At 71.8% G+C, this 26,017-nt stretch carries 24 protein-coding genes; 17 read left to right on the top strand and 7 right to left on the bottom strand.

What is annotated here, in order from left to right:
- Nucleotides 1-15: 15 nt before the first annotated feature.
- Nucleotides 16-951: an alpha/beta hydrolase fold domain-containing protein gene (locus J2S58_RS02565; RefSeq protein ID WP_205255470.1), complete on the bottom strand. Its 936-nt coding sequence runs from the start codon at nt 949-951 to the stop codon at nt 16-18.
- 158 nt (nt 952-1,109) lie between these two features.
- On the opposite strand from J2S58_RS02565, the gene J2S58_RS02560 reads away from it, so the two are divergent.
- On the top strand, nt 1,110-1,547 hold the full coding sequence (locus tag J2S58_RS02560) for an organic hydroperoxide resistance protein (protein WP_205255469.1): 438 nt from the start codon (nt 1,110-1,112) through the stop codon (nt 1,545-1,547).
- 70 nt (nt 1,548-1,617) lie between these two features.
- On the opposite strand, the gene J2S58_RS02555 is transcribed toward J2S58_RS02560, so the two are convergent.
- Entirely contained in the window at nt 1,618-2,646 is a 1,029-nt protein-coding gene (locus J2S58_RS02555; RefSeq protein ID WP_205255468.1) for an LLM class flavin-dependent oxidoreductase, read from the bottom strand.
- A gap of 219 nt (nt 2,647-2,865) precedes the next feature.
- Between J2S58_RS02555 and J2S58_RS02550 the strand changes: the two genes are divergently transcribed.
- Nucleotides 2,866-4,284, top strand: coding sequence for a serine hydrolase domain-containing protein (locus tag J2S58_RS02550; RefSeq protein ID WP_205255467.1), 1,419 nt, complete (start codon nt 2,866-2,868; stop codon nt 4,282-4,284).
- A 27-nt stretch (nt 4,285-4,311) separates the two neighbouring features.
- Here J2S58_RS02550 and J2S58_RS02545 read toward each other — a convergent pair whose 3' ends face one another.
- Nucleotides 4,312-5,148, bottom strand: coding sequence for a DeoR/GlpR family DNA-binding transcription regulator (locus J2S58_RS02545; RefSeq protein ID WP_205255466.1), 837 nt, complete (start codon nt 5,146-5,148; stop codon nt 4,312-4,314).
- A gap of 142 nt (nt 5,149-5,290) precedes the next feature.
- Between J2S58_RS02545 and J2S58_RS02540 the strand changes: the two genes are divergently transcribed.
- The 6 genes from J2S58_RS02540 to J2S58_RS02515 all read left to right on the top strand — a co-directional run bounded on the left by J2S58_RS02540 (nt 5,291) and on the right by J2S58_RS02515 (nt 11,986).
- Complete coding sequence (locus J2S58_RS02540; protein WP_205255465.1) at nt 5,291-6,151, top strand: ketose-bisphosphate aldolase; 861 nt, start codon at nt 5,291-5,293, stop codon at nt 6,149-6,151.
- A 70-nt stretch (nt 6,152-6,221) separates the two neighbouring features.
- On the top strand, nt 6,222-7,418 hold the full coding sequence (locus J2S58_RS02535) for an ADP-dependent glucokinase/phosphofructokinase (RefSeq protein ID WP_205255464.1): 1,197 nt from the start codon (nt 6,222-6,224) through the stop codon (nt 7,416-7,418).
- Between the two features lie 310 nt (nt 7,419-7,728).
- On the top strand, nt 7,729-9,417 hold the full coding sequence (locus J2S58_RS02530; protein WP_205255463.1) for a phosphatase PAP2 family protein: 1,689 nt from the start codon (nt 7,729-7,731) through the stop codon (nt 9,415-9,417).
- 45 nt (nt 9,418-9,462) lie between these two features.
- Nucleotides 9,463-10,326 carry a pyridoxamine 5'-phosphate oxidase family protein gene (locus J2S58_RS02525; protein WP_240188396.1) on the top strand — a complete coding sequence of 288 codons (864 nt, stop codon included), beginning with the start codon at nt 9,463-9,465 and terminating at the stop codon, nt 10,324-10,326.
- A 209-nt stretch (nt 10,327-10,535) separates the two neighbouring features.
- Nucleotides 10,536-11,060: a hypothetical protein gene (locus J2S58_RS02520; RefSeq protein WP_205255462.1), complete on the top strand. Its 525-nt coding sequence runs from the start codon at nt 10,536-10,538 to the stop codon at nt 11,058-11,060.
- Between the two features lie 221 nt (nt 11,061-11,281).
- Entirely contained in the window at nt 11,282-11,986 is a 705-nt protein-coding gene (locus J2S58_RS02515) for an ANTAR domain-containing protein (protein WP_205255461.1), read from the top strand.
- Nucleotides 11,987-12,019: 33 nt separating this feature from the next.
- Here the strand turns inward: J2S58_RS02515 and J2S58_RS02510 are convergent, their stop codons facing one another.
- A complete protein-coding gene (locus J2S58_RS02510) occupies nt 12,020-12,709 on the bottom strand; it encodes a GAF and ANTAR domain-containing protein (protein WP_205255460.1) in 690 nt (229 codons plus the stop codon).
- A gap of 463 nt (nt 12,710-13,172) precedes the next feature.
- On the opposite strand from J2S58_RS02510, the gene J2S58_RS02505 reads away from it, so the two are divergent.
- The 4 genes from J2S58_RS02505 (at nt 13,173) to J2S58_RS02490 (ending at nt 16,230) form a co-directional block, all read left to right on the top strand.
- A complete protein-coding gene (locus tag J2S58_RS02505; protein WP_205255459.1) occupies nt 13,173-13,844 on the top strand; it encodes a 1-acyl-sn-glycerol-3-phosphate acyltransferase in 672 nt (223 codons plus the stop codon).
- Between the two features lie 117 nt (nt 13,845-13,961).
- Nucleotides 13,962-14,969 carry a cation diffusion facilitator family transporter gene (locus J2S58_RS02500; protein ID WP_205255458.1) on the top strand — a complete coding sequence of 336 codons (1,008 nt, stop codon included), beginning with the start codon at nt 13,962-13,964 and terminating at the stop codon, nt 14,967-14,969.
- 77 nt (nt 14,970-15,046) lie between these two features.
- Nucleotides 15,047-15,445 carry a cation:proton antiporter domain-containing protein gene (locus tag J2S58_RS02495; RefSeq protein ID WP_205255457.1) on the top strand — a complete coding sequence of 133 codons (399 nt, stop codon included), beginning with the start codon at nt 15,047-15,049 and terminating at the stop codon, nt 15,443-15,445.
- A complete protein-coding gene (locus J2S58_RS02490; protein ID WP_205255456.1) occupies nt 15,382-16,230 on the top strand; it encodes a cation:proton antiporter in 849 nt (282 codons plus the stop codon). The genes J2S58_RS02495 and J2S58_RS02490 overlap by 64 nt, the downstream gene beginning before the upstream one ends.
- Before the next feature lie 4 nt (nt 16,231-16,234).
- Here the strand turns inward: J2S58_RS02490 and J2S58_RS02485 are convergent, their stop codons facing one another.
- Nucleotides 16,235-17,083: an ABC transporter permease gene (locus J2S58_RS02485; RefSeq protein ID WP_205255455.1), complete on the bottom strand. Its 849-nt coding sequence runs from the start codon at nt 17,081-17,083 to the stop codon at nt 16,235-16,237.
- Nucleotides 17,080-18,090 (bottom strand): ATP-binding cassette domain-containing protein, encoded by a 1,011-nt coding sequence (locus tag J2S58_RS02480; RefSeq protein ID WP_306826292.1) that lies wholly within the window; start codon nt 18,088-18,090, stop codon nt 17,080-17,082. Before J2S58_RS02480 ends, J2S58_RS02485 begins: the two co-directional genes overlap by 4 nt.
- A 239-nt stretch (nt 18,091-18,329) precedes the next feature.
- On the opposite strand from J2S58_RS02480, the gene J2S58_RS02475 reads away from it, so the two are divergent.
- Entirely contained in the window at nt 18,330-18,989 is a 660-nt protein-coding gene (locus tag J2S58_RS02475) for a TetR/AcrR family transcriptional regulator (RefSeq protein WP_205255453.1), read from the top strand.
- The gene (locus tag J2S58_RS02470) at nt 18,986-20,653 is read left to right on the top strand and encodes an MDR family MFS transporter (protein WP_205255452.1); all 1,668 of its coding nucleotides are present in this window, start codon (nt 18,986-18,988) and stop codon (nt 20,651-20,653) included. Before J2S58_RS02475 ends, J2S58_RS02470 begins: the two co-directional genes overlap by 4 nt.
- A 61-nt stretch (nt 20,654-20,714) precedes the next feature.
- On the opposite strand, the gene J2S58_RS02465 is transcribed toward J2S58_RS02470, so the two are convergent.
- A complete protein-coding gene (locus J2S58_RS02465; RefSeq protein ID WP_205255451.1) occupies nt 20,715-21,296 on the bottom strand; it encodes a mycothiol transferase in 582 nt (193 codons plus the stop codon).
- A 110-nt stretch (nt 21,297-21,406) separates the two neighbouring features.
- Here J2S58_RS02465 and J2S58_RS02460 point away from each other — a divergent pair, with 110 nt between their 5' ends.
- The 3 genes from J2S58_RS02460 (at nt 21,407) to J2S58_RS02450 (ending at nt 26,010) form a co-directional block, all read left to right on the top strand.
- Nucleotides 21,407-22,444 (top strand): LLM class flavin-dependent oxidoreductase, encoded by a 1,038-nt coding sequence (locus tag J2S58_RS02460; RefSeq protein WP_205255450.1) that lies wholly within the window; start codon nt 21,407-21,409, stop codon nt 22,442-22,444.
- A 316-nt stretch (nt 22,445-22,760) separates the two neighbouring features.
- Nucleotides 22,761-24,947, top strand: a complete 2,187-nt coding sequence (locus J2S58_RS02455) for a bifunctional lysylphosphatidylglycerol flippase/synthetase MprF (protein WP_205255449.1) — start codon at nt 22,761-22,763, stop codon at nt 24,945-24,947.
- 223 nt (nt 24,948-25,170) lie between these two features.
- Nucleotides 25,171-26,010, top strand: coding sequence for a pentapeptide repeat-containing protein (locus J2S58_RS02450; protein ID WP_205255448.1), 840 nt, complete (start codon nt 25,171-25,173; stop codon nt 26,008-26,010).
- Nucleotides 26,011-26,017: the final 7 nt, after the last annotated feature.

Genomic DNA, 26,017 nt, shown 5'->3' with positions numbered 1-26,017 from the left:
GACCGGCCTCCCCGGTCAGCCGGTCGCCGCGTCCAGTCGGGCGGCGAAGAACGCGGCCAGCTCCGCGAGTGCCGCGCGGGCGGTGTCCACCCGGGCCGTGGCCATGAAATCGTGGTCGACCCCGGGGTACTCCCGGTGCACCACGTGCACGCCGCCGGCCCGCAACGTACGGGCGAGTTCGGCGCCCTCCGGCGCCAGCGTGTCCTGCTCCCCGGTCAGGATCACGGTGGGCGGCATGGCCCGGGCCAGGTGGGGGTCCCGGCAGGGGGAGGCCAGCGGTTCCCGCTGGCGGGCGACCTCCGGGAAGTAGCTCCAGCCGACGAACCGCTGCACGAACGGGCCGATCGCCGGACGGGGGATGACCGAGGTGCGATCTGTGCGGGTGACGTCCAGGACGGGCACGAAGAGCCCGACGCCCAATGCCCCGGGCCCACCGGTGTCGCGCAGGTGCTGGCAGGCGTTGACGGCGAGCTTGGCCCCGGCGCTCACGCCGGACAGCAGCAGGCGCGCACCGTCCCATCCGTCCGCCTGCTGGACCCACCGCACGACGTCGAACACCTCCTCCTCGGCGACCGGGTACCGGACCCGGGGGGCGGTGTCGTAGTCCGGCAGCACCACGGTCACCCCGAGCTCGGTGACGAGGTGCCCGGCGATGTGGCTGTCCTGCTCGGGGTACCGGTTCACGAAACCGCCGCCGTGCAGGTGCACGACGACCGGCGTCGCCCGGCCGGCCCCGGCCGGGCGGTGCACCAGGGCCCGCAGGGCCCCGTGCCGGGTGGGGATGCGGATCGTCTCCGGGGGCGGTGCCGCCGGGCCCGGCCGCAGGGCGGCGGGCGCCTTGACCCGGACCCGCGATCCCACCTGGGCCAGCACCCAGAAGACCGGGCGGACGGGACGACGCGGCGGCCGGCGCCGCGGGGACGGCTGCGACGACTGGTTCTCCTCGGACATGTCTCCGATCCTGCTGCACCCACCGGGCCGGCGGTGGCCGGGGTAAGGCGGGACACCCCCGGGCGGTCGATTCGCCCGGACGGGAATGGTTCGGCGTGCGGCGACCTTGTCCCTGCTGGCATCCGTCCCTGGATGCCGCCGACCTCGAGGAGCCCATCGTGACCACCGCAACTCCCCTGTACACCGCCTCCGCCACCGCATCGGGCGACGGGCGCAACGGACACGTCGAGAGCTCGGACTCCGTCCTCGGGTTCGACCTGGCCGTGCCGAAGGAGATGGGTGGCCCGGGCGGCGCGCTGACCAACCCCGAGCAGCTCTTCGCCGCCGGGTACGCCGCGTGCTTCCACGGAGCGCTCAAGGCCGTGGCCCGCATCGAGAAGCAGACGCTGACCGACACCGCCGTCGTGGCCGACGTGTCGTTCCTCGGTGGTGAGGGCGGCCCGAACCTCGCCGTCGCACTGCACGTCGAGATCCCCGGCCTCGACGAGACGGTCGCCCGCGACCTGGTCGAGAAGGCCCACCAGATGTGCCCGTACTCCCGTGCGACCCGCGGCAACATCCAGGTCGACCTCTCGGTGGACGTGGCCGGCGCCTGATCCCGCCGAACGACAGGAAGGGCCGGCCCCATCGGGGCCGGCCCTTCCTGCTGTCACGCGAGGCGCGAGCTCAGACCGTGGCGACCCGCGGCGCGACCTCGGTGCCCAGCAGCTCGATGCCCCGCAGCAGATCCGCGTGGGCCAGGCGGGGGTTGGTCATCTGGATGGACACCCGGTCGACCCCGCCGAGCTGCTCGCTGGTCCGGGTCAGCTTGTCGACGATGGTGTCCGGATCACCCATGAAGAAGGCGCCGTTCGGTCCGCTCGTCGCGTCGAACTGGGCGCGGGACGGAGCGGCGAACCCGCGTTCACGCGAGATGGACGAGAACATCTGGTGCCAGCCCGGGTAGATGGTGTCGGCCGCGGCCTTGACGCTCTCCCCGACGTACCCGAACACGTGCAGGCCGACCTGCAGCTTCTCCGGGGCGTGCCCGGCCTCGGCGCCGGCCCGGCGGTACAGGTCGACCAACGGGGCGAACCGACGTGGCTCGCCACCGATGATGGCCACCATCAGCGGCAGGCCCAGCAGTCCGGCCCGGACGAACGACTCCGGGGAACCACCGACCCCCACCCAGATGGGCAGCGGATCCTGCATCGGGCGGGGGTAGACGCCCTGCCCGGTCAACGGCGGACGGTGCCGGCCGCTCCACGTCACGTGGGCGGAGTCGCGGATCTTCAGCAGCAATTCGAGCTTCTCGGCGAAGAGGCTGTCGTAGTCCTGCAGCGGCAGGCCGAAGAGCGGGAACGCCTCGGTGAACGACCCGCGCCCGACGACCAGGTCGATGCGGCCCTTGGCGATCAGGTCCAGGGTCGCGAACTGCTGGAACACCCGGACCGGGTCCGCCGCGCTCAGCACGGTGACCGCGCTGCCCAGGCGGATGCGCGAGGTGCGGGCCGCGGCAGCACCGAGGATCACCGGCGGGGCCGAGTCGTAGTACTCCTCCCGGTGGTGCTCGCCGATGCCGAACGAGTACAGACCGGACGTGTCGGCCAGGGCGATCTCCTCCAGCAGGTGCTCGAGGCGTTCCGCCGGGCCCACCAGGTGTCCGGTGGCCGGGTCCGTGACCGCCGAGACGAAGCTGTCGATTCCGACGTGCATGGTGTTCTCCCCTGTCGATCCCGGGAATCCCGATGCGGACCCGGCTTGTAGACGTGTCAACCAATGTACCGGTCCGTTCCATACCCAGCCTCCCCCGCCCCACCCGCGCCGACGCCGGCGGACCTCGTGCACCGGGTGGCCGGGCCCGCTGTGCGACGCTGGTCGGCGCCGGGCCGCCGTCGCCACCGCGGGGGCCCATGTCATCCCGAGAGGACGGCCGTGACCGCAACCCCGCTCCCCCGCGCCACCCCGAGCGCGGCCGGGGTCGACGCCGCCGGCGTGCTGGCCTTCGTCCGCGCTCTGGAAGCCACCCCCGGCATCGACCCGCACAGCCTCATGCTGCTGCGCGGCGGCCGGGTGGTCGCCGAGGGCTGGTGGGCGCCGTACGCCGCGGACCGGGCCCACCTCCTCTACTCGCTGAGCAAGAGCTTCACCTCGACGGCACTGGCCCTGGCCGTCGGTGACGGGCTGGTCGACCTGGATGGCACCGTGCTCGGCCACTTCCCCGAGCTCGACGCCCGGATCGCCGACCCGCGCAGTCGACGGATGCTGGTGCGGCACGTGGCCGCCATGGCCAGCGGGCACCGCGACGACGTGGTGACCCGGGCCCTGGCGGCGGACCCGGACGATCTCGTCCACGGGTTCCTGTCCGTCCCGCCCGACGCGGACCCGGGCTCGTTGTGGGCCTACAACCAGCCGTGTACCTTCACGGTCGGCGCCGTCGTCCAACGGGTCACCGGTGGCAGCCTGTCCGCCCTGCTCGCCGACCGGTTCCCGCCGTTCGCCGCCGCACCGACCGGCTGGCTGACCGACCGGGGCGGACGGGAGATCGGCTGGTCGGGTCTGCACGCCACCACCGAGACCGTCGCGGCGCTCGGCCAGCTGTACCTGCAGGACGGGGTGTGGGAGGGCCGCCGCGTGCTCCCGGCCGGCTGGGTCGCCGAGGCCACCCGCAGCCACATCTCCACCGGGCAGCACCCGGAGGGGCACCAGGACTGGGAGCAGGGGTACGGCTTCCAGTTCTGGATGGCGCGTCACGGCTACCGGGGCGACGGTGCCTTCGGGCAGTACTGCATCGTGCTGCCCGAGCAGGACACCGTGCTGGCCATCACCTCGCAGACCCCGCAGATGCAATCGGTGCTGGACCTGGTGTGGGAGTACCTGCTGCCCGCGCTGGGTGCTGCCGGATCCCCGGCCACGGACACGGATCTCGCGGCCCACCTCGAGGCGTTGGTGCTCCCGTTGCCTACCTCCGACGGGCCCATCGATCCGGCGATCACCGGGTCCTTCAGCGCCCGGGACGGCAACGACCAACCCGGTCTCACCGCGGTCCGTCTGCACCCCGCGGGCGGCGGGTGGACCGTCGGACTGGTCGAGGGGGCGGACACGCTGACGATGACGGCACGGGAAGGGGCCTGGACCGTCACCGACGCGATGGCCACCGCCGTCGCGGGAAGCGGATCCGACCTGCAGGTCGACGTGGTCCTCGTGGAGACCCCGCACCGGCTCTCGCTGTTCTGCCACCCCGGCGACGGGACGTTCACCGCCCGGTGGCAGACCGTGCCGCTGCACAACCCGCCCCTGCGGGATCTCCGCCTTCCCGATCCGGCCCGGCCGGCCACGGAGTTCACCCGCTGAGCCCCTGCGCATGCCCGGGTGGTCGGCTCACCCCGACGGGCTGACCACCCGCACCCCGGCATCGGCGAGCGCCCGGGCCAGGTCGCCGGTGGGCGCGGTGTCGGTGACGAACACGTCGGCCACGGCGAGATCGCCGACCCGGGCGAACAGGTCGCGCCCGAACTTCGACGAGTCGGCCAGCACGACGACCGACCGGGCCCGCTCCGCCATCTCCCGCATCATGGTGGCCTCGGCGAGATGGCTGGTGCTCCACCCGTTCCCGGCCGAGACCCCGCCGACGGCGACGAACGCGAGATCGGCGCGCACCGCCATCGGTTCACCCCCGGCCGCGACGGGGAAGCTGACCGGACCGGTGGTGTCCTGGGCGGAGAGCCGCACCGTGCCACCGAACACGTACAGCTCGTGGAAGACCCCGGGTGGCACCTCGGCCGGGATCCGCAGGTTGTTCGTGGCCAGGATCAGGTCGTGGTGGTGCTCGAGATGGCGGACCACCGACAGCACGGTGGTACCGGCGTTCATCATCACCACCTGACCGTCCTGGACCAGGCCGGCGGCCAGCGCGCCGATGATCTCCTTGGCGTCGGAGCGGAGCCGGGTGCGCACGTCGACGGTGGTGTCGGGGCGGGGCAGCGCCTGCGGGGCCAGCGCGCCACCGTGGGTGCGGATGAGCACCCCGTCCGCGTCCAGCTGGTCGAGATCGCGCCGCACGGTGTCCGCGGAGACCCCGAAGTGCTGGGCCAGGGCGGCCACGGTGACCTGCCCCCGCTCGACGACGAAGGCGGCCAGGTCGGCCTTGCGCCCCGCGGGCAGTCGGCGGTCGTCCTCGTCCGGGCGTGCTCGTGCCGCCCGGGATGCGTCCTCCACGCTGCCTCCTCCGCCGGCGACCGCTCGGGTTGACCCGTGCCGGCCTTGCCATTACCGTCGCACGAATCCGCACAAAGTCGCAAGACTCTGCAGGAACCCGCAGGCCGGTCCACCCGGTCGATCCCCAAGGAGAGCTCCCCGCATGTTGCTGAACGGCACGGATCTGCTCGGCGTCGCCCACCGGAACGACTTCGCGGTGCCCGCCTTCAACATCAGCGACTACGCGATGCTCAACGGTGTCGTCCGGACCTGCGAGGAGCTGCGCTCCCCGGTGATCCTGGCCATTCACCCCGACGAGCTCAGCCACATCGGCACCGACGTGTTGCCGTCCGTGCTGGCCAAGGCCCACCGTGCATCCGTGCCGATCACCGTCCACCTGGACCACGGCGCCTCCGTCGAGCAGGTGCTCACCGCCATCCAGGCCGGCTTCACCTCGGTGATGATCGACGGCTCGCTCCTGCCGTTCGAGGAGAACGTGGCGCTCACCCGCCGGGTCGTCGAGATCGCCCACGCGGTCGGCGTCTCGGTGGAGGGCGAGCTCGGCACCATCGGCAAGACCGACGACGAGGCCGAGGACGGCACCGCGACGATCATCTACACCGAGCCGGCGGACGCGGTCTCCTTCGTGGAGCGGACCGGGGTGGACAGCCTGGCCATCGCGATCGGGACCTGTCACGGCATCTACCCGGCCTCGATGAAGCCCGCGCTGCGCCTGGATCTGCTCGACGAGATCCGGGCCGCGGTCGACATCCCGCTGGTGCTGCACGGCGGGTCGAACAACCCCGACGACGAGATCGGGCGCGCCGCCCGGTCCGGCGTCAACAAGATCAACATCTCCAGCGACATCAAGGTCGCGTACCACGACGCGATGCGCGAGGTGCTGACCGATCGCGGCCTGCGCGAGCCCAACTCGATCCAGCCGCGGTGCATCGCCGCCATACAGGTCGTCGCCGCCCAGAAGATCGAGCTGTTCGGTGCTGCCGGCCGTGCCGACCTCTACTGAGCCTTCCCAGGGAGAACCTGGAAAGCGTTCCGGCACATCAGGTCTCCCGTCAGGTCTGCCCGTCCTGGGGTTGGGTGGCACGGTCGACTACGTCGTCGACTGGGACCCGGCGTCGGTGCAGACCCTGGTCGACCGGTACGGCATCACAGTGGACGAGCTGCACCGCTACGCCCCCATCGACGACGAGCGATCCCTGCTGGTGTGCCTGCTCGCCTTCGTCGCGACGGGCACCGGGGGCGAACGGTTCGTCGCCTCGCCCCGGGTGGTGACGACCTTCGCCGCGCACTTCCCCACCCGGGTCGACCTCGGCGGCACCTGTGTGCGCGCCGCCCTGGCCATGGACCGGTTGGGGCTGCCGAGCGTGGTGCACCTGGTCAGCATCGACGACGACGTCCGCCGGCTGCTGCCGGCCGGCGTCGCGCACGTCTGCAGTGCCGCGGCCGACAGCACCGATCCGCACCTGATCGTGCAGTTCGCCGCCGGGTCGAGCGTCGTCCTGGCCGGCACCCGCATCACCGCGGCACATCCCAACCGGGTGATCCTGGCCAACGACGTCCCCAACGAGCTGATGGTCCTCAGCGAGCAGCTGGACACGCTGGTCATGGATGCTCCCGTCCTGCTCCTGTCGGGCTTCAACACGATGAAGGACCCGGCGCTGGTCGCCGATCGGCTGGACCGGCTCCGCCGGGTGGTCGCGCGGATGCCCGCGGGCGGGGTGGTGCTCTACGAGGACGGCGGTTTCCACGACCGGGCCATCGGCACACAGGTCCGGGCGGGTGTCGCCGAACTGGTCGAGCTGTTCAGCATGAACGAGGACGAATGGCAGAACCACCTCGGCCGGACCGTCGACCTGCTCGATCCGCTCGACGCGCGGCGTGGCCTTCAGGAGCTGCAGGCTCTGGTCCCCGCCCGGACCCTCGTGGTGCACACCAAGTTCTGGTCCGTCGCCATCGGGGCGGACGCCGCCCGCTGGGCACCTGTGCTGCGCGGCGGCATCACCATGGCCAGTACCCGGTTCTGCCACGGGGACACCTTCACCCCCGCCGACCACCGTCGGGTGGGCGCGGGCCCGCCCCACCCCGACGGCGCGGCCTTCGCTTGCGAGCTGAACGCAGACGGGGCCGGCGATCTGTGGTGCGAGCCCGGGCTGCTGCTGGAGGTGGACCACCCGCACACCGTGGGGCTCGGTGATTCCTTCGCCGGCGGGATGGTGAGCGCGCTGGTCACAGGATCGGAGGATTCAGCCACCTCTCATCACAAGGAGTGACCTTTCTTGCACCCTGGGTGAGAGTGGCCGGAGAATTCCGCGGCAAGAGAGAGGAGTGCCACCGGCGCGATCGCAGGTCCGTGGGGGACCCGGTGCCCGGCGGCCACCACGGATGTCTCCTTCCCCGGCCCTCCGGCGACCCAGCTCCCGACGACACCTCGGCGTCAGCGCAGCCGTCGCGATGGTCGGCCTGGTGGTGCTGTCCGCCCCCGCCCACGCCGAACCCGCCGCCACGACAGCCCCAACGACACCTGTGTCGTCACCCGGGTCGACAGCTGCATCGGCACCGAGTGCCGCCCAGCCCGACCTGGTGACCCTGCTCGACGGATTCGCCGCCCTGTGGACCTCCGACGGGACGAACGACCTGCACGGCACCGTCCTGGACGCCGCAACCCTGGCCCGCAACGATCAGGTCGTCACCTGGGTGAACGGCAATGCCACCGCTGCGCAACAGTTCTCGGCCCTGCAGACCTCCGCGTACGAGAACAAGAAGGACGACACCTACGACGAGTCGATCACCGTCGCTCCCGGGCTCGGCTCCGTCCTGGCCCCGATCTACGTCCAGGGCCGGCAGACCGACGCCCTCCCCCTCACCGACGCCCTGCTGGCCAGCACGGGCGGCTCGAGCGGGGACTTCCTGACCGGCATCGGGGCCGCCAAGGACGCCTACAGCTACCCCCGCCCGTTCCTGGCCTCGGACACCGCGGCTCCCCCGGCCGGCGAGCCGTGCAGCGAGAGTGACAACGGAGAATCACTGCAGGCCAACCGGGTCGGCAAGCCGTATGCGGACGCGACCGGCAACCTCCTGGTCACCCGGGTCGGCACCGCCGTCGACACCACGCACACCTACGCCGACCACGACGTCGTCCTGGATCCCGGCTACGCGGGTCTGTGCACGGCCGGGTCGTTCCCCAGCGGCCACACCGCCACGGCCTACCAGTCGGGGATCACCCTGGCCACACTGCTGCCCGAACTCGCACCGGAGATCCTCTCCCGCGCCTCGGAACAGGCCAACAACCGGCTCGTCCTCGGGGTGCACTACCCGTTGGACCTCATGGGCGGGCGGATCAGTGGGGAGGCCGGGATCGCCGCGCAGTGGTCCGACGCGCAGTACGTCAGCAGCGTGCTGCTGCCGGCACGCGCGGAGCTGGTGGCCTATCTGCAGGCGCAGTGCGGGGACGTGCTGACGGCGTGCATCGCCCGCTCCACCCCTTACCAGGCCGATCCGTACGGCGGGAGCGCGATGCCGGGTGGGACCGCCCAGATCGTCACCGACCGGGCGTCCGCGGTGGCGGCCTACACCGAACGGCTCACCTACGGCTTCCCGTCGGTGACCGCCTCCGGGGCCGCTCCGGCCGTCCCCGCCGGGGCGGAGAACCTGCTGCTCACCACCTTCCCCACGTTGACCGACGCGCAGCGCGACGCTGTCCTGGCCCAGACGCAGATCCCCGCCGGCTACGCACTGGACCGCACCATGACCGGCGAAGGGTCCTGGCAGCGGCTCGACCTCGCGGCGGCGATGAGCGCCACCGTCCAGCTGGACGCCGACGGGTCGGTCACCGTGACCGGCACCGGCGGCACCGCACAGGTGCTCCCCGCCCCGACGCCCACCACGCCGCCGGTGCCCACCACGCAGACCGACACCACCACCACCCCGGCCAGCACCGACACCACCACGCCGACCAGTACCGACACGCCGGGCACGAGCGAGACCACCACGACACCGACACCGACACCGACACCGAAGACGGAGACGGAGACGGAGACGGAGTCCGTGGTGACGGTGTCCGTGGTGACGATCTGGACCTCCCGCGGCCCGGTCGGGTACGGATCGAACGGGTTCGGCCATGCGGAGGACCACGGTGATCCCGTCACCGGGCAGCTGGCCGCGACCGGCGTACCCGCGGCGCGCACGACCTGGCTGGGATTCGGGGTGCTGATCGGCGGCGCGGGGCTCGTCCTGCTGGGCCGGACCCGACGGCGATCGCGTCTGCACTGACCCGAGGACGGCCGCGTCCCCTCATGCGTCCGGCATTCTGGGGACATGACCGAGCCGGACATCGCGAGCCTGTTCGACCGGGTCCCGCCAGGGTGGTCGTCCGTGATCGTCGACGGTCGCCGGTACGGCCTCACCCGCACCGTGTCGGCCGGCGGGCGGATCCAGAAGGTGTACGCCGAGGAACTCGGTGGCACCGACGTGATCAGTGCAAACCTCTACGCGGGTGGGGTGTTCCGGCCCTGCGAGATGCCGGCCGCCAAGGTCGTCGCCTTCCTGGAGTCGGTGACCGCGCCGGAGGACCGGGGAACCGCGCGGGTAGCGTCGTCGGCGACGGCAGAGCGGCCTTCCGGCCCCCAGCCGTCGGACACCACCGGACGATCGAGTCCGGTGGTCCACGATCCCGATCCCGGAAAGGGACACGTCATGGCTGACGACAAGACCGGCGCCGCCAAGGTCGCCGAACTGGCGAAGGACATCCGCATTGCCATGCTCACCACGATGGATGCCGAGGGGCACCACATCTCCCGGCCCATGGCCCAGCAGGAGGTCGAGTTCGACGGCGACCTCTGGTTCTTCGCCGAGCGCACCTCGCGCAAGGTCCAGCACATCACCGCCAACTCCGAGGTCGGCGTCACGCTCAGTTCGAACGACACCTGGATCTCCCTCGAGGGCGAAGCCGTCGTCGTCGACGACCTGGCCAAGAAGAAGGAACTGTGGAACGCCTTCGTCGGCGCCTGGTTCACCGACGGTCCCGAGGACCCGAACGTCGTCCTGATCAAGATCGAGGCGCACGGCGCGGAGTACTGGGACAGCCCCGGTGGCCGCATCGCCACGGTGATCAGCTTCGTCAAGGCCAAGGTGACCGGCAAGCCCTACGACGGCGGCGAGAACGAACGCGTCGACCTCTGAGCAGCCGAACGCTGCGATGGTGGTGATCGGACGGCCGGTGGGCAGCGCGCCCACCGGCCGTTCGGCTGTCCCGGGGCATTGCGGCCGGTGTCTCCGGCGTGTTCCCTGGGCGGATGCACCCGGTGCCGGCTTACGGCGAAACGCAGCGGCAGACCGAAGGCCTGCGCCGGGCGATGATCCGGCAGCATGCCCTGTTCGGCGACATTAGCGTGACGGTGCCCGTTCACCAGGTGCTGCTGCGCACACCCGATCTCGTCCTCCTGCTGAGCGACGTGCTGGTGTTCAGCGGGACGATCATGTTCTCCGTCCGCCTGGTGGTCAGGGCGGTGTCGAACCCAGTGGCAGCGGGGCCGGACGGACCTGTGCCCAGGGTCCGGAAGGTGTCCGGTCGGCGGCGGTCCCCGTCCTTCCTCGACCGCAGCGACATCCGGATCGGGGTCAAGCTCGCCGACGGGAGATCGGCGATGAGCGCCGGGTGGGGTCGTGGCGAACACGGGACCGCGCAGTCCGCGGGACCGGCGATCACCCTGGACTGTCTGCCCGGCGGCGGCTTGCCGGGAGCGGTGTCGACCACCGTGCTGCTCTCCCCCGTCCCGCCCGCCGGACCCGTCGTCGTGGTGGTGGCCATCCCGTCCCGGCAGATCCGCGAGGTGACCACCTTGGACGGTGCGGCCCTGCAGGAGGCGCGGGAGCGCGTCCAGCCGTTCTGGCCGGACGCGGAACAGCCGGTCTGACCGCACCTTCCCGCCGCTCCGTCGTCCGGCGGCACGGCGAGTGGCCCAGCGGTCACGCCGATCCGGCGCTCGGCGTTCTCCGGCGGCATGTGACCGTGCCGGCGTTTGGCGACAGGGTGCGCGGGTTACCCTTCGGTCAGGTTGAAGGTCCAGCCGCCTGAATCATGCGGTCGAGTCGCGCCGAGTGCGCCGCTCCCGCGGGCGGGACGGACCGACGGACCATGGCCATCATCGACAGCTTCCGCGGTTTCGTCGAGATCGCGCAACGCGCACCCGCCACTTCCGGGTCCTATCTGATCGGGTCCCGGCTGGCCTGGGCCGCCGCCCAAGTCCTCGGCGGACAGGGCGCGGGCCTGAGCATCGCAGCGGGGTCGTACCTGCGCTGGCCGTGGGGAGCGAGCAGCGAGGGTTCCGCGGCCGCGGAGCGGGCCCAGTTCACCGCCGGCGAGGGGCCCTGCCTGACCGCCTATGCGCGGCAGGTGGCGGTCGTCGCGGACGAGACGGGCATCGCCCGGGACTGGCCCGCCTTCGCGGACCACCTGCTGATCCGGACGCCGTTCCGGTCGGTGCTCGCCGTTCCGCTCCGACACCGGTTGGGCGCGCTGGACGTCTACTCCGTGGAAGCCACGGGCGCCGGGGCCGTCGATCTCCTGGCGGTACGGATGGTCGCCGAGGAGATCCTGGTGTCTCTCCTGGCCGACGACGTCGTCGCCTCGTTGCAGTCCGACCCGACCGCCGCGGCCCCGTGGTCAGAGCGCAGCAGGGTGTCGGTGGCCATCGGGATGCTCAACGTGGCCCTGGAGCTCGGACAGGCCGATGCGTTGGCCGTGCTGCGGTCCCACGCCTTCGGTGCGGGGCGGTCGGTGGACGAGGTCGCCGGGGACCTCGTCGACGGACTCCTCACCCCGGACGACCTGGGTCGGTGACGAGCCGGCGGGCGCCAGGTGCCCCCCGATGCGTCAGGCCTGCGCGGCCCGTTCGACGACCTCGGCGGCGATGTCCCGGACCTTGCGGTTCGTGTCCTGGGACTGCCGGACCATGTGGGCGAACGCCTCGTCGGGAGTGCACCGCAGCACCCCGATCAGGACGCCCTTGGCCATGTCGATGATCTCCCGCGACTGCATCGCCACCACGAGGTTCTCGCTCAACGCGACGGCGGAGGCGTACAGGGCGTGATTGGCCAGGGCGACGGCGGCATAACCGGCGAAGACCCGGAGCAGGCCGACCGCGTCGTCGTCGAGCGTGCCCTCGTCGAAGCGGTAGACGTTCATCCCGCCGGCGATCTTCTGCGGCATGGGCATGCCCACCGAGACGATGCTGCGCACCCCCTGGCGAGCGGCTGCCGCAGCCAGGTCGCGGTAGACGTCCTCGTTCCCGGTGTCGTCGATCCGGACGATCTGTTCGGTCTGCGCGGCATGGATGCACGGGCCGAAACCGTCCTCGTACTGACGTTCGTCGAGGCTCGCGGCCAACCCACCGCTGAACGCGATGGTCCAGGGGCGGTCGTTCTCCACCAGCGTCACCGACACCTCCTCGGTGCCCGGCACGCAGGCCAGGGCCAGTTCGGCCGTCCGGGTCAGCACCTCGACCAGCGGAGCCGTGCCGACCACGATCGTGCCCAGCTCGGCGAAGGCCTGCTGGGGGTCCATGACGGGGGGAACCTGCCGATCCGGGTGGCCGGGGTCCGGCCGGGATGCGGGGGCGGCCGGACGCGGGACGGGCGATGGGCGGCCAGGGGGGGGATGCGACATGGAGAGCTCCTCGAGCCCGAAGGGGCGGAGCTCCGCGGGTCACGGGTCACTCAGCAGGGAAGGCCCCGCCACCGCGGGGAGCGGGGCAGGGGCTGCGCGAGCTGGTGGGTTCAACCCTGACCGGGACGACAGGCGCACCTGGCAGGTGAACGAGCGGGGTGCGGCGACGCAGGTGCACACCGTACCGCGATGCCCGCGCACCCGCCGGTGTCCGGCTCCACCGGGCCCCCGGGTCGCCGACCACTCCCACCGGGCAGGATGGGCGGATGCATCCCGGACCGCCTGCCACCGAGCCGGACCGCCGGGCCGTGCCGGAGGGAACGGGGCGGCGTGGCCGACCGGGACCGGCAGGGTGACGAGCATGGCCGGAGCACGGGAGCCGTTCGACGCGACCCGGTGGAACGCCGGCGGTGCCGCCCTGCGCTTCGGGATCGACCGGCTGGTCAAGCTGAGCCTGCGGGGGGTCTGGGTGCGGGGTGTCGTCCCCACCGGCCCCGTCGTCTGGGCGGCGAACCACCACAGCTGGTGGGACTTCTTCGCCGCGGCCGCTGCCCTGCGCGCGGCCGGCCGGAAGGACGTCGGGGTCCTGATGGACCCGATGAACATCGGCCGGCAGGGACTGTTCGGCCGGGTCGGGGCGGTCGGGACCGATCACCTCCGGACCGCGGTCGGACTGGTGGAGGCCGGGATGGTGCTCGTCGTCTTCCCCGAGGGGGAGATGCGCAACCCGGGCCCGCTCGGACCGACGCGGCGCGGCGCCACCTGGCTGGCCGATCGCGCCGGCGCGGCCCTGCACCCGGTGGCCACCCGGGTACTGCTCCGCGGCCAGCAGTCCGCCGAGGCGTACCTGGACATCGGGCCGCCCCTGCCGCCCGGGGCGTCGCTGGACACCGAGCTCCGGACCCGGTTGGCCGCTCTGGACGCGGAGCTGGCCGCGAGCGATCCCACCCGTCCACTGCCCGGGTTCGTCCCGATGGCGCGCGGACTGCGCAGCTGGAACGAGCGGGTGCGGGCGCTCCGCGGGCGTGACTGACCGGACGTCGATGCGGTGGAACGGGTCTGCCCGGGACGGGACGGGACGGGACGGACCGCGGGCCGCCCGTGGCCACCTCGATGGCGGGGCGGAACCGTACAGGCGTAGAACCGACCGGTGAGCTCTCCCCTCCCCGCCGGTGCCCCGCCCTCCCCGGCCCGCCCCACCTCCCGCACGCCGACCGGGAGCGCAGCGCCCGAGAAGAGCGAGAGCCTGGTGACGGTGATCGTCGCCTTCGCGGCCAACGTGCTCATCGCCGTGGCCAAGACGGTGGCCGCGACGGTCACCGGCTCGTCCTCCCTGCTCGCCGAGGCGGCGCACTCCTGGGCCGACGCCGGCAACGAGATCTTCCTGCTCATCGCCGACCGGCGTTCCCGGCGGCCGGCCGACGAGGACCACCCGCTCGGCTTCGGTCGCGAGGCGTACGTCTGGTCGATGTTCGCCGCGCTGGGGCTGTTCGCGGCCGGCTCGGCGGTGTCCCTCACCCACGGCATCACGGAACTGATGGATCCGTCGCCCGCGGAGAACTTCGTCGTCGGGTACGTGGTGCTGGCGGTGGCCTTCGTCCTGGAGGGGGTGTCGTTCCTGCAGTCCACCCGGCAGGCCCGGCGCGAGGCCGGCACCCTGGAACGTGACCTGCTCGAGCACGTGCTGGCCACCTCCGACCCCACCCTGCGCGCCGTGTTCTTCGAGGACGCGGCCGCGCTCATCGGTCTGCTGGTCGCCGCGGCCGGCTTGGCCGCCCACCAGATCACCGGGTCAGCCGTGCCGGACGCGATCGCGTCCATCGTCATCGGCCTGCTGCTCGGCGTCGTCGCCCTGGTGCTGATCAACCGCAACCGGCGCTTCCTCGTCGGCGAGGTGGTCGACCCGCGGGTCCGCGCGGCGTCCGTCCAGGCGATCCTCGCGCTGCCGGAGATCGCCCGGGTCACCTACCTGCGGCTGGAGATCGTCGGACCGCGACAGATCAACCTGGTCGCCGATGTCGACCTCACCGGCGACGACCGGGAGTCGCACCTGGCGGTACGCCTGCGCGATCTGGAGGCCCGGCTCGTGCGGACGCCCGCGGTGGTCGGGGCCGTGCTCAGTCTGTCCGCGCCCGACGAACCGTCGCTCACCCGCTGACCCGGGCCCCGCCCCGCCGACCGAAGCCGGCCACTGCCGGACAGGCACACCGCCCCGCTACCCCCACCGCTGACAGGATGCCCTCGACCCCCACCGTCGATCCCCGCGAAGGGCCCGCCCGTGACGACGAACCCGCTCTGGGCGCTGCTGCTCGTCATGGTGGTGGCGACCCTGGCGCCGCTCCTGTCCCGGGCCGGCCGCCGCAGGTGCTCTTCCTCATCCTGGGCGGGGTGCTCATCGGTCCGCACGTCCTCGGGACCACCGAGTCGTCCAGCATCCAGCTCATCTCCGGACTGGGCCTGAGATTCCTGTTCCTGCTGGCCGGGTACGAGCTGGATCCGCGGTTGCTGCGGCAGCGGGCCGGGGGTCAGGCGGTCGCCTCGTGGGTGGTCAGTGCGGTGCTGGCCGTTCGGTGGTGGGGCTGCTGGCCGCCACCGGCTTCGTCCGCGCCTTCGTCCCCGTCGCCATCGCGCTGACCACCACCGCGCTGGGCACGCTGCTGCCGATCATGCGGGAGAACGGGATCCTCGGCGGGGTGTTCGGGCGGACGGTGTTCGCCGCCGGCGCCATCGGCGAGATCCTGCCCATCCTGGCCATCTCCCTGTTCCTCGGATCCGAGCAGACCTGGTGGGAGGCGCTGGTCATCGCGTCCATCGCCGCCCTGGCCTACGTGCTCGCCCTGGTCGCCAGGGTGCTGGCCCGCACCCGGCTGGCCACCGTCGTCGGGGAGAACCAGCACGCCACCTCGCAACTCACCCTGCGGATCACCGTGGTGCTGCTGGTCGGCCTGCTGCTGGTGACCCAGCAGTTCGGCATCGAGGCGGCGCTGGGGGCGTTCTTCGCCGGCATGGTACTGCGCTGGACCACCGGCGCCAACCCCGAACTGGACGAGAAGCTCGACGCCGTCGGGTACGGCATCTTCATCCCGGTCTTCTTCGTCAGCTCCGGGATGGCCCTGGACGTGGTGTCCATCGTCGAGAACCCGTTGCGCCTCCTGGTGTTCCTCGTCCTGCTGGTCGTCGTCCGCGGGGTGCCGGCGCTGCTGATCTACCGCCGCACCCTGGATCTGCGGGAGCGGACGGCCCTGATGCTGCTGACCGCGACGGCGCTCCCGCTGCTGGTCGCCCTGGCCGAGATCGGCGTCAGCTCGGGCATCATGCTGCCGGAGAACGCGGCGGCCCTCGTCGGCGCCGGAGTGCTCTCGGTGGCCGTGTTCCCCCTCCTGGCCACCCGGCTCGCGGCTCGCACCCCCGTCGCCTGACCGGTCACTTCCGGTTGTACAGGCGCATGGTCACCGTGCCGAACACCGCCGTGAGGCCCACCGACCACAGGGCCACCCAGCCGAGCTGGGCGGCGTCGAACGTGCCGGACATGGTGGCGCGCACCGCATCCGCGACGTGGGTGACCGGGTTGACGGCGACGAACGCCTGCAGCCACCCGGGCATGGTCAGCGGGTCGACGTAGACGCTGGACAGGAAGGTCAGCGGCATCAGCACCATCATGCTCACGCCCATCACCGACTTCTCCGAGCGGAGCAGCAGGCCGAACATCGTCCACACCCAGGAGAAGGCGAAGCAGAACACCAACAGCACCAGCACTCCGGCGATCACCCCGGCCGCTCCCCCGGCGGGGCGGAACCCGAGGATCAACCCGAGGACGACGATCACCACCGAGGCGATGACGTACCGGAACAGATCGCCGAGCAGATAGCCGACCATCGGGGCGGGCCGCCAGATCGGCAGGGTGCGGAAGCGGTCGAAGACCCCCTTGGCGATGTCGGTGTTGACCGACACCCCGGTGTACATGGTGATCATCGCGATGCTGGCGACCAGGATGCCGGGCAGGAAGTACTGCAGGTAGTCGGTGGTCGAGCCGGCCAGCGCACCCCCGAACAGGTACGTGAACATCAACGTCATCATGATCGGGAAGAGGGTGACGTCGAACAGCTGCTCGGGGACGTGCTTGATCTTCAGCACGGCGCGCCACCCGAAGGTGACCGACGCGGACAGTCCGCTGGGCCGCGGCGGACGCTGACCGGTAGCCAGGACGGTGCCCAGCCCGCGGGTGTCGACCTCGCGGTCGACCGGGGTGCTGACGCTGGTGTCGGCGGTCATGCCGCTTCCCTTCCGGTGGTGGCGGGGCTGTGGGGGTGGGCGCCGTCGGTCAGGGCGAGGAACACCTCGTCCAGGCTCGGCTGGCCCAGCGAGAAGGTGTCCACGACGATGCCGGCGCGGGCGAGCTCGGCCAGCGCGCGGGCCGCCTGCTCGGCAGCGAGCTCGGTGACCGGGGTGGCCACGTGGTCGGTGCGCTCGCCGATGCGGGCGGTCAGCGCGACCGGATCGGCGTCCAGCGCCACCTCGGACCCCAGCGCCCGGCCCAGCATCCCGGCCGCCTCGGCGCGCCGCTCGGGCGACCGCAGCCGCACGTGCACCGAGCCCACCCCGACCGAGGCCTTGAGCTCTCCCTTGGTGCCCTCGGCGATGACGGCCCCGTGATCGATGACGGCGATCCGGGAGGCCAGCTGGTCGGCCTCGTCGAGGTACTGGGTGGTCAGCAGCACGGTGGTGCCCTGGGCGACCACGGCCCGGACGATGTCCCACACCTGGCTGCGGCTGCGCGGATCCAGACCGGTGGTGGGTTCGTCCAGGAAGAGCAGCTGCGGCGTGGACAGGATGCTCGCCGCGATGTCGATCCGTCGCCGCATCCCGCCCGAGTACTGCTTGACCTGCCGGTCGGCGGCCTCGGTCAACCCGAACGCCTCCAGCAGCTCGGTCGCGCGGATCCGGGCCGACCGGCGGGGTGACCCGAGCAGCCGGCCGAGCAGCACCAGGTTCTCCACCCCGGTCAGGTCCTCGTCGACCGACGCGTACTGCCCGGTCAGGCTGATCAGACCGCGGACCGCATCGGCCTCGCGCACCACGTCGTGCCCGAACACCGAGGCCTGTCCGCCGTCCGGGCGGAGCAGGGTGGCCAGCATCCGCACCGCCGTCGTCTTGCCGGCCCCGTTCGGTCCGAGCACCCCGTACACGGACCCGGCCGCGACCGTCAGGTCCAGCCCGTCGACCGCCCGGTTGTCGCCGAAGACCTTGACCAGGCCCACGGCCTCGATGGCAGGTGTCACCGGTGCCTCCCCTCCGTCAGCCGCCGGCGCCGCCGCCGGTCGTTCGGGGGGTGGACGGCCCGGGGGCCGGGAACTCATCGGTCCGCCGACACGGCCGGGTGGTCGGCGGTTCGGAGTCGCCGTGCCGGTACCCCGTTTCCCGCGAGACCGACCCGGCCCGCACCGGTGGCGGACCGTGGCGACGCCTGTCACCCGCCCGGGGCTGGTGAGAACTTGCAGAGTCTGCAATCATGCAGTTCATGCATGTTGTCGCCCCCGGAGGGCTACGAGAGGCCAAGAAGAAGGCCACCCGCGAGCAACTCACCTCCGCCGCCCGTCGACTCACCCTGGAGCACGGACTCGACGCGGTGACCGTCGAGATGATCTGCCTGGAGGTCGGGGTCTCGGTCCGTACCTTCCACAACTACTTCCCCACCAAGGACGACGCCCTGGCCGGTGACCAGCCCACCTTCGGTGACGAGGCGGCCGCCCGCCGGTTCGTCGCCGGCGGCCCGACCGGCGCCCTGCTGCCCGACCTGCTGGAGCTGATGGACCCGAGCGCAACCGTGCAGGACGTGGACCGCGCCGAGCTGCACCTGGCGCACGCGGTCGTCCTGCGAGAGCCCCGGGTGCTGGCCCGGCAGCTCGCCCACGCGATGGCCCAGGAGGACCGGATCGCCGGTCTGATCGCGGAGCGGCGCAGCCTGCCCGCGGCCGACGCCGCGTGCCGCACGGTGTCGGCCGTGGCGCTCGCGATCCTGCGGCGGTCGGTGACGGACTGGGTCACCGCTGACGACGACAGTCCCCTGCGCCCGCATCTCGACGCCGGACTGGCCGTCGCGATGACCGAACTGGGTCCCGACCCCACAGCCTCCCGCGAACCGTCCCCCGTCTGCCCCACCACCCAGGAGCGCCCGTGACCACCGCCCCCGCAGCACCGATCGTGCTGACCCAACGCCGGATCTGGCTGATCTTCTCGGCCCTGTTGGCGGGCATGCTGCTCTCCAGCCTGGACCAGACCATCGTGTCGACCGCGATGCCGACCATCGTCGGCGACCTCGGCGGGGTCGCCCACATGACGTGGGTGACCACGGCCTACCTGCTGGCCACCACGATCGCCATGCCCATCTACGGCAAGTTCGGTGACATCTTCGGCCGCCGCACGCTCTTCCTCATCGCCATCGCGCTGTTCACCCTGGCCTCGCTGGGCGCCGCGTTGTCCACCGGGTTCTGGGAGTTCGTGCTGTTCCGCGGGATCCAGGGGCTCGGCGGCGGCGGGCTGATGATCCTCTCGCAGGCGATCATCGCGGACATCGTGCCGGCCAAGGAGCGTGGCAAGTACCTGGCCCCGATGGGCGCCGTGTTCGGCGTCAGCTCGATCGGCGGACCGCTGCTGGGCGGCCTGTTCACCGACCACCTGACCTGGGAGTGGTGCTTCTGGATCAACATCCCGGTCGGCGTCATCGCCTTCGCGATCGCCTGGAAGACCCTGAGCCTGCCGCGCAAGCGCAACACCCGGAAGGTCGACTACCTGGGCATCGTGCTGCTCTCCGCCGCGACGACCTGCCTCATCCTGTTCACCGACTGGGGCGGGAAGCAGTACGCCTGGACCTCGCCCACCATCCTGGGGCTGATGGCCGCGTTCGTGGCCGCGGTGATCGCGTTCATCGTGGTGGAGAACCGCGCCGAGCAGCCGGTCATCCCGATGGCGTTGTTTCGCAACCGCGCCTTCGTGCTGGCCACCTCGATCGGTCTGGTCCTCGGCCTGGCCATGTTCTCCGCCCTGGCCTTCATGCCCACGTTCCTGCAGATGGCCTCCGGGACCTCGGCATCGATCTCCGGGCTGCTGATGATCCCCATGATCATCGGGTTGATCGGCACCCTGACGGTCTCGATGCGGCAGATCACCAGGACCGGGCGCTACAAGATCTTCCCGATCCTGGGCTCCGTGGTCACCGCCCTGGGCATGCTGTGGCTGACCACCCTGGCCGGGAACACCCCGATCTGGCTGATCTGCGCCATGCTGTTCGTCCTCGGCGCCGGCCTCGGCTTCATCATGCAGGTGATCGTCCTGGTCGTGCAGAACGCCGTGGACCCCCGCGACGTGGGTACCGCGACCAGCACGAACAACTACTTCCGCGAGGTGGGCGCCAGCCTGGGTGTCGCCATCTTCGGATCCATCTTCACCAACCGGCTGGTCGACAGCCTGGGAGCTGCGTTCGTGGCCAACCCGGAGCAGGCGGCGACCAGCGGCCTGAACCCGGCCTCCCTGGTGCCCGCCCAGGTCAAGGCGGTCGGTGAACCCCTGCACACCGCGATCGTCGACTCCTACGCCGGCGCCCTGGCCCCGGTGTTCTGGTACCTGATCCCGGCGGCGCTCGTGGCGCTGGCCCTGGCCTTCTGGCTACCGGAGATCCCGCTGTCCGACGAGGCCGGCATGATCGCGCGTGGCGAGGCCGTCGCCGACGAGTCCGCCCTCGCCGGGCTGGCCCCGGTGTCGGTGACGGACGCGTCCGATCCGGTGCTGGCCGTTCCCGGTCCGCACGCCGACGACGACCGGCCGCACCCGGACCGCACCCGCTGATTCCCGCAGTGCGGTCCCGGGCCCGTCGCCGCTCTCCGCGGGGGCGGGCCCGCGCTCGTCCTCAGGGGCGCCAGCCCGCGGGCGGGTCCTCCCCGACCAACCCGTCCACCGCCTCGCGCAACAGATCCGCGTGGCCGGTGTGCCGGCCGTACTCCTCGATCAGATCGCACAGCAGCCGCCGCAGACTGGGATGGTGGCCCTCGTCGTCGGCCATCCCCGGGACGGGCTGGTCGAGATCACCGTCGGCCAGGACGCCGGCCAGGCGTTCCCGGGCCCGGGCGACCTCCCCGTCCCACAGCGCGTACAGCTCGGCCGGCGTGTCCTGCGCCGCGCTGGTGAAGATCCAACCCGGACCCTGAGACCAGTCCCCCTCCGACCACGGCGGCCCGTACCCGGCCTCGACCAGGTTCACCCCGAACTTCTCGTGCTCGACGAAAGCCAGGTGCTTGAGCAGGCCCCCCAGGGTCAGCTCCGACGCCCCGATGCGGGTGTCCAGTCCGGCGGCGTCCAGCCCGCCCGCCTTCCACCGGAACGTCCAGCGCATCCGGTCGAGGGACGCCACCACCTGTTCGACATCGGAACCGGCCAGCGGCGGTTCCCAGGGGGGTGTGGCGTCGGGTGTGCTGGCGGATGTGGTGGTCATGCCCGCAGACGCTAGGACTCCCCGCGGACAGCTGCTGTCCTGATGCTCACCGATCTGCCGGCCCGCCGTCGGACTCCGCGGGGACCGACGGTGCTGGCAGGATCACGGGCATGCCCACCCCGGACGTCCCGCTGCGCCAGCTCGGGTTCCTGACCATCGGCCTGTTCGACGAGGCCGACCCCCGCGCCGGTCACGAGAACCTGCTGCAGGTCATCGAGCTGGGCGAGCAGCTCGGTTTCGACAGCGCCTGGTTGCGGCACCGCCATCTGCAGTTCGGCGTCTCCTCCCCCGTCGCCGTGCTCGCCGCCGCCTCGCAGCGGACCTCCCGCATCGGGCTGGGCACCGCCGTCACCCCCTTGGGCTGGGAGAACCCGCTCCGGCTCGCGGAGGACTGGGCCACCGTCGACCTGCTGTCCGGGGGCCGGCTCAACCCGGGGCTCAGCGTCGGGCCGCCGATGCGGTACGACGAGGTGAAGGGTGCGCTGTACCCGGACACCGCCGAGATCGAGGACTTCAGCTACGCACGGGTGCTCCGTCTGCGGCGCATGCTCGCCGGCGAGCCGGTCACCGACTTCCGCGGCACCGCCGGCATCGAGGAGTTCTCCGACCGGGTCCAGCCGCAGGCCGCCGGCCTGGCCGAACGGCTCTGGTACGGCGCGGCCAGCACCCGGTCCGCGGCCTGGGCCGGAGAACAGGGGCTCAACCTGCTGGCCAGCAGTGTCGTGCGGGCCGAACCCGCGGACGGGTCCGCCGACGACCCCGACTTCGCCGCCGTCCAGCTCGGCCACATCCGGGCCTTCCGCGCCGCCCACCCCGACGGGGAACGGGCCCGGGTCTCCCAGGGGCTGGTCGTCATCCCCACGGACTCGGCCACCCCCGACCAGCGCCGCCGCTACCAGGAGTACGTCGACGCCCGGCACCCGCGGACCCGGACCCCGCAGGGCCCGGCCCGGATGATGTTCGCCCCGGACCTCATCGGGACGGGCGAGCAGATCGCCGAGCAGTTGTACGCCCACGCCGCCTTCCGCGAGGTCGACGAGGTGGCCTTCGCCCTGCCGTTCAGCTTCCGGCACGAGGACTACGTCCAGATCCTCACCGACATGGCCACCCACCTCGGCCCGGCCCTGGGGTGGCGCCCGTCCACCTGACCTCGACCAGCGGCCGGCTGGGCGGCAACCCTGAGTTCACCCCGGCCACCTAGGGTGACCACATGCGGCACGTGCGTGCCACGAGGGCGGTCGACGGCGACCCCTGCGACCCGGTCGGCGCACCGGCGACCGGACGGGTTCGACGGGCAGCAGGCGGACATCGGACCCGGCGGACCGCCGTCACCGGACGGTGATCCCGCCGCACTGCGCAGGCCCTCATGACCTGCACGAACACTCGTCCGACCTGGCGGTCGGGACCTAGGATGCACGACACAGCCCCGAGCCACCGGCTCCGGGCAGGGGGAGGTTGGCCGTCATGACCGATGTGGAGCACAAGCCGGGGGGCGCAAGCGTGGCGGCTCCGGCGACCGGCGGCCCGACGGCCGCGGCGGTCGCCGCGGACACGGCGCCCGGTCGCAAGCGGGCACTGTTCCTGGCCGTGGCCAAGCGGGTGCCGTTCACCACCGCCTACGTGCTGATCACCATGGCCCTGTCGATAGCGTTCGGCACGCTCTGGTCGAACGCCGAGGACAAGCCGTGGTACCCGGACATCTCCTACGGGCTCCCCTCCTTCGAGGCCGGTCGCTGGTGGACGCTGGTCACCGGAAACTTCTTCGCCCTGTACCCCGTCTACTACCTCTTCGTGGCCGGCGCCTTCGCCCTGCTCACCGGGTTCGCCGAATACAAGCTCGGCACCCGGCGCACCATCGTCCTCACCGTCGCGTACCAGGTCGTCGCCGTCCTCGTCGTGGCCCTGGTCTTCCTGATCTTCCGCAACACCGGCTGGACCTGGGCGGCCGACCGCGCCCAGGAGACCGATGTCGGCTTCTCGGCCGGGATGCTCGCCGTGCTGGGCGTCGCCTCCGCAGCGGTCCGTCCCCCGTGGCGACTGCGGCTGCGGCTGGCGATCTGGATCTACGTCCTGTTCTCGTTCCTCTTCGTCGGGCAGATGGCCGATGCGGAACACCTGGTCGCCGTGGCTCTCTCGCTCCCGTTCTCGACCCGGTTGGCCGGGCCCCGTGGCCTGCGGGCCCGCGCGCTGCCCACCCGGCACGAGGTCCGGCTCCTGGCGTTCGCCATGTCGCTGGTCACCACCGGCATGCTCATCATCGGTAATCTGCTGCCCAACCGGATCACCCCCCTGGGAGTGGACGACGGGGTCGACGACACCGCCACCTGGTTCGTGCTGGGCATCCTGCTGCTGACCGTCCTCATCGCCAACGGGCTCCGCCGCGGGTACCGCTGGGCGTGGGTGACCGAGATCGTGTTGCTCGCACTCCCGCTGCTGCTCGTCGTCCTGGTCATCGCGGTCTGGATCCTGTCGCTGATCTTCCCCGACGCCGATCTCGATCTCGACGGCATCCCGGAGTTCGTGGCCACCTCGGTGATCACCGCGTCCTTCCTGGTCATGCTCATCGTCACCCGGCGCTCCTTCCGGGTCCCCCGGCGTAGCCGGCGCAGGCTCGCCACCAGCAGCGCCCACCCCGAGACCGCCCGCGAGCTGATCAAGAAGTGGGGCGGCGACACGATCTCCTGGATGACCACCTGGTCGGAGAACCGGCACATGATCACCGAGGACGGGGAGAGCTTCATCGCGTTCGTGCGGCACGCCAACGTTGCGGTCGCCCTCGGCGATCCCGTCGGGCCCCCCGGATCGAAGAAGGCCACGATCGACGCCTTCGTGACGCTGTGCGACCGGGCCGGGATGGTGCCCTACATCTTCTCGTGCACCGCCGAGACCACCGCGGTCACCGATGCCCTGGGGTGGCAGAGCGCCCAGGTCGCCGAGGACAACGTCATCGACCTGCCCGCCTTGGAGTTCAAGGGCAAGAAGTGGCAGGACATCCGCACGGCGTTGAACAAGGCCCCCAAGGAAGGCATCACCTTCCGGATGGTCAACCTCTCCGACGAGCCGTGGGCACTGGTCCGACAGGTCGAGAACCTCTCCCAGGAATGGCTGGGCGACAAGAAGCTCCCCGAGATGGGATTCACCCTCGGCGGGCTCACCGAGGCCCTGGACCCGGAGGTCCGGGTCGGCCTGGCCCTGGACCAGGAAGGGATCGTCCAGGGGGTGACCTCGTGGATGCCGGTCTACGGCCGCGACGGCGAGATCGCCGGGTGGACGCTGGATCTCATGCGCCGGGCCGACGGTGGCTTCCGGGCCACCATGGAGTTCCTCATCGCCTCGTCCTGCCTGTGGTTCAAGGACCAGGGGGCGAAATTCGTCTCGCTGTCCGGTGCGCCGCTGGCCCGTTCGGAGGGCGAGGAGGGCCACCCGGAGAAGGCGGTGGAGAAGTTCCTGAACACCCTGGGCGCCACCCTGGAACCGGTGTACGGATTCCGTTCCCTGCACAAGTTCAAGGCCAAGTTCCAGCCCCGGCTCACCCCGATGTACATGGTCTACCGGGACGAGGCCGACCTGCCCCGGATCGGCCTGGCCATCACCCGTGCGTACCTGCCGAACGCCGGCATCGGTGAGATGTTGTCGGTCGTCCGGCACTGATCGACACCTCCGGGTGAACCCCGCGGTGATCATCTCCGCGGGGTTTGCACCGGCCGGAACGGTGTTGTACAGTCACGTTCAGTACAAGGGGGATGCGCACTTGGGGCGCCTCGCCAGGTTCAATTCCTGGGTCCTCCACCAGTGCGAGAGGCCCGTCCGGGAGTCCCCGGGCGGGCCTTTTCGTTCGTCCGGACGACGAGAGCTGACGGGGCGGTGACGTGACGTGGACGGTTCCCGTCTGGAGCTCACCGACCTGGCCGCCGACTGCAGCCGGTGCGCCGGTCTGTGCTGCGTCGTCCCGGCGTTCGCCCGATCCGCCGACTTCGCGATCGACAAGCCCGCCGGGACGCCGTGCCCGAATCTGCAGCCCGACACCCGGTGCGGCATCCACACCCGCCTGCGGGACCGCGGCTTCGCCGGATGCACCGTCTACGACTGCTTCGGCGCGGGCCAGCAACTGACCCAGGTCGGCTTCGGCGGCCGCAGCTGGCAGGGGTCCCCCGCCCTCGCCCGCGACATGTTCGCCACCTTCCCGGTCGCCCGCGACCTGCACGAGCTGCTGTGGTTCGTCGTGGCCGCCCGGGACGTCACCACGGGTGCGCTGCGCCGTCGACTGCAGGACAGCGTCGACGCCCTCTCCGCCCACCGGGCGGCTCCCCCCGAGGTCCTGCGCCGGCTCGACGTCGACGCCCTCCACGCCTCGACCAACGTGCTGCTCCGCGCGGCGTCCGACCAGGCCCGCTCCGCCTCCCCCGGCCCCCGGGCCGACCACCGCGGCGCCGACCTGTTCGGGGCCGATCTCCGGCCGGCGGACCTGCGCGGAGCCAGCCTGCGCGGGGCGTTGATGATCGGGGCGGACCTGCGTCGCGTCGACCTGGCGCTGGCCGATCTCACCGGCGCCGATCTCCGCGGAGCGGACCTCCGCGGGGCCGATCTCCGCACCGCGCTGTTCGTCCAGCAGGCCCAGCTGGAGTCCGCCCGCGGGGACGACAGCACCGCGCTCCCCCCGCGGCTGACCCAACCGGCGCACTGGGCGACCCGGCGTCGAGGGCCCCGCGCGTAGCATCCGG

This window comes from Nakamurella flavida, assembly GCF_030811475.1.
Classification (GTDB): domain Bacteria; phylum Actinomycetota; class Actinomycetes; order Mycobacteriales; family Nakamurellaceae; genus Nakamurella; species Nakamurella flavida.
Note: the sequence above shows the minus strand (reverse complement) of the source record. Positions and strands in the feature narration are given on the sequence as shown.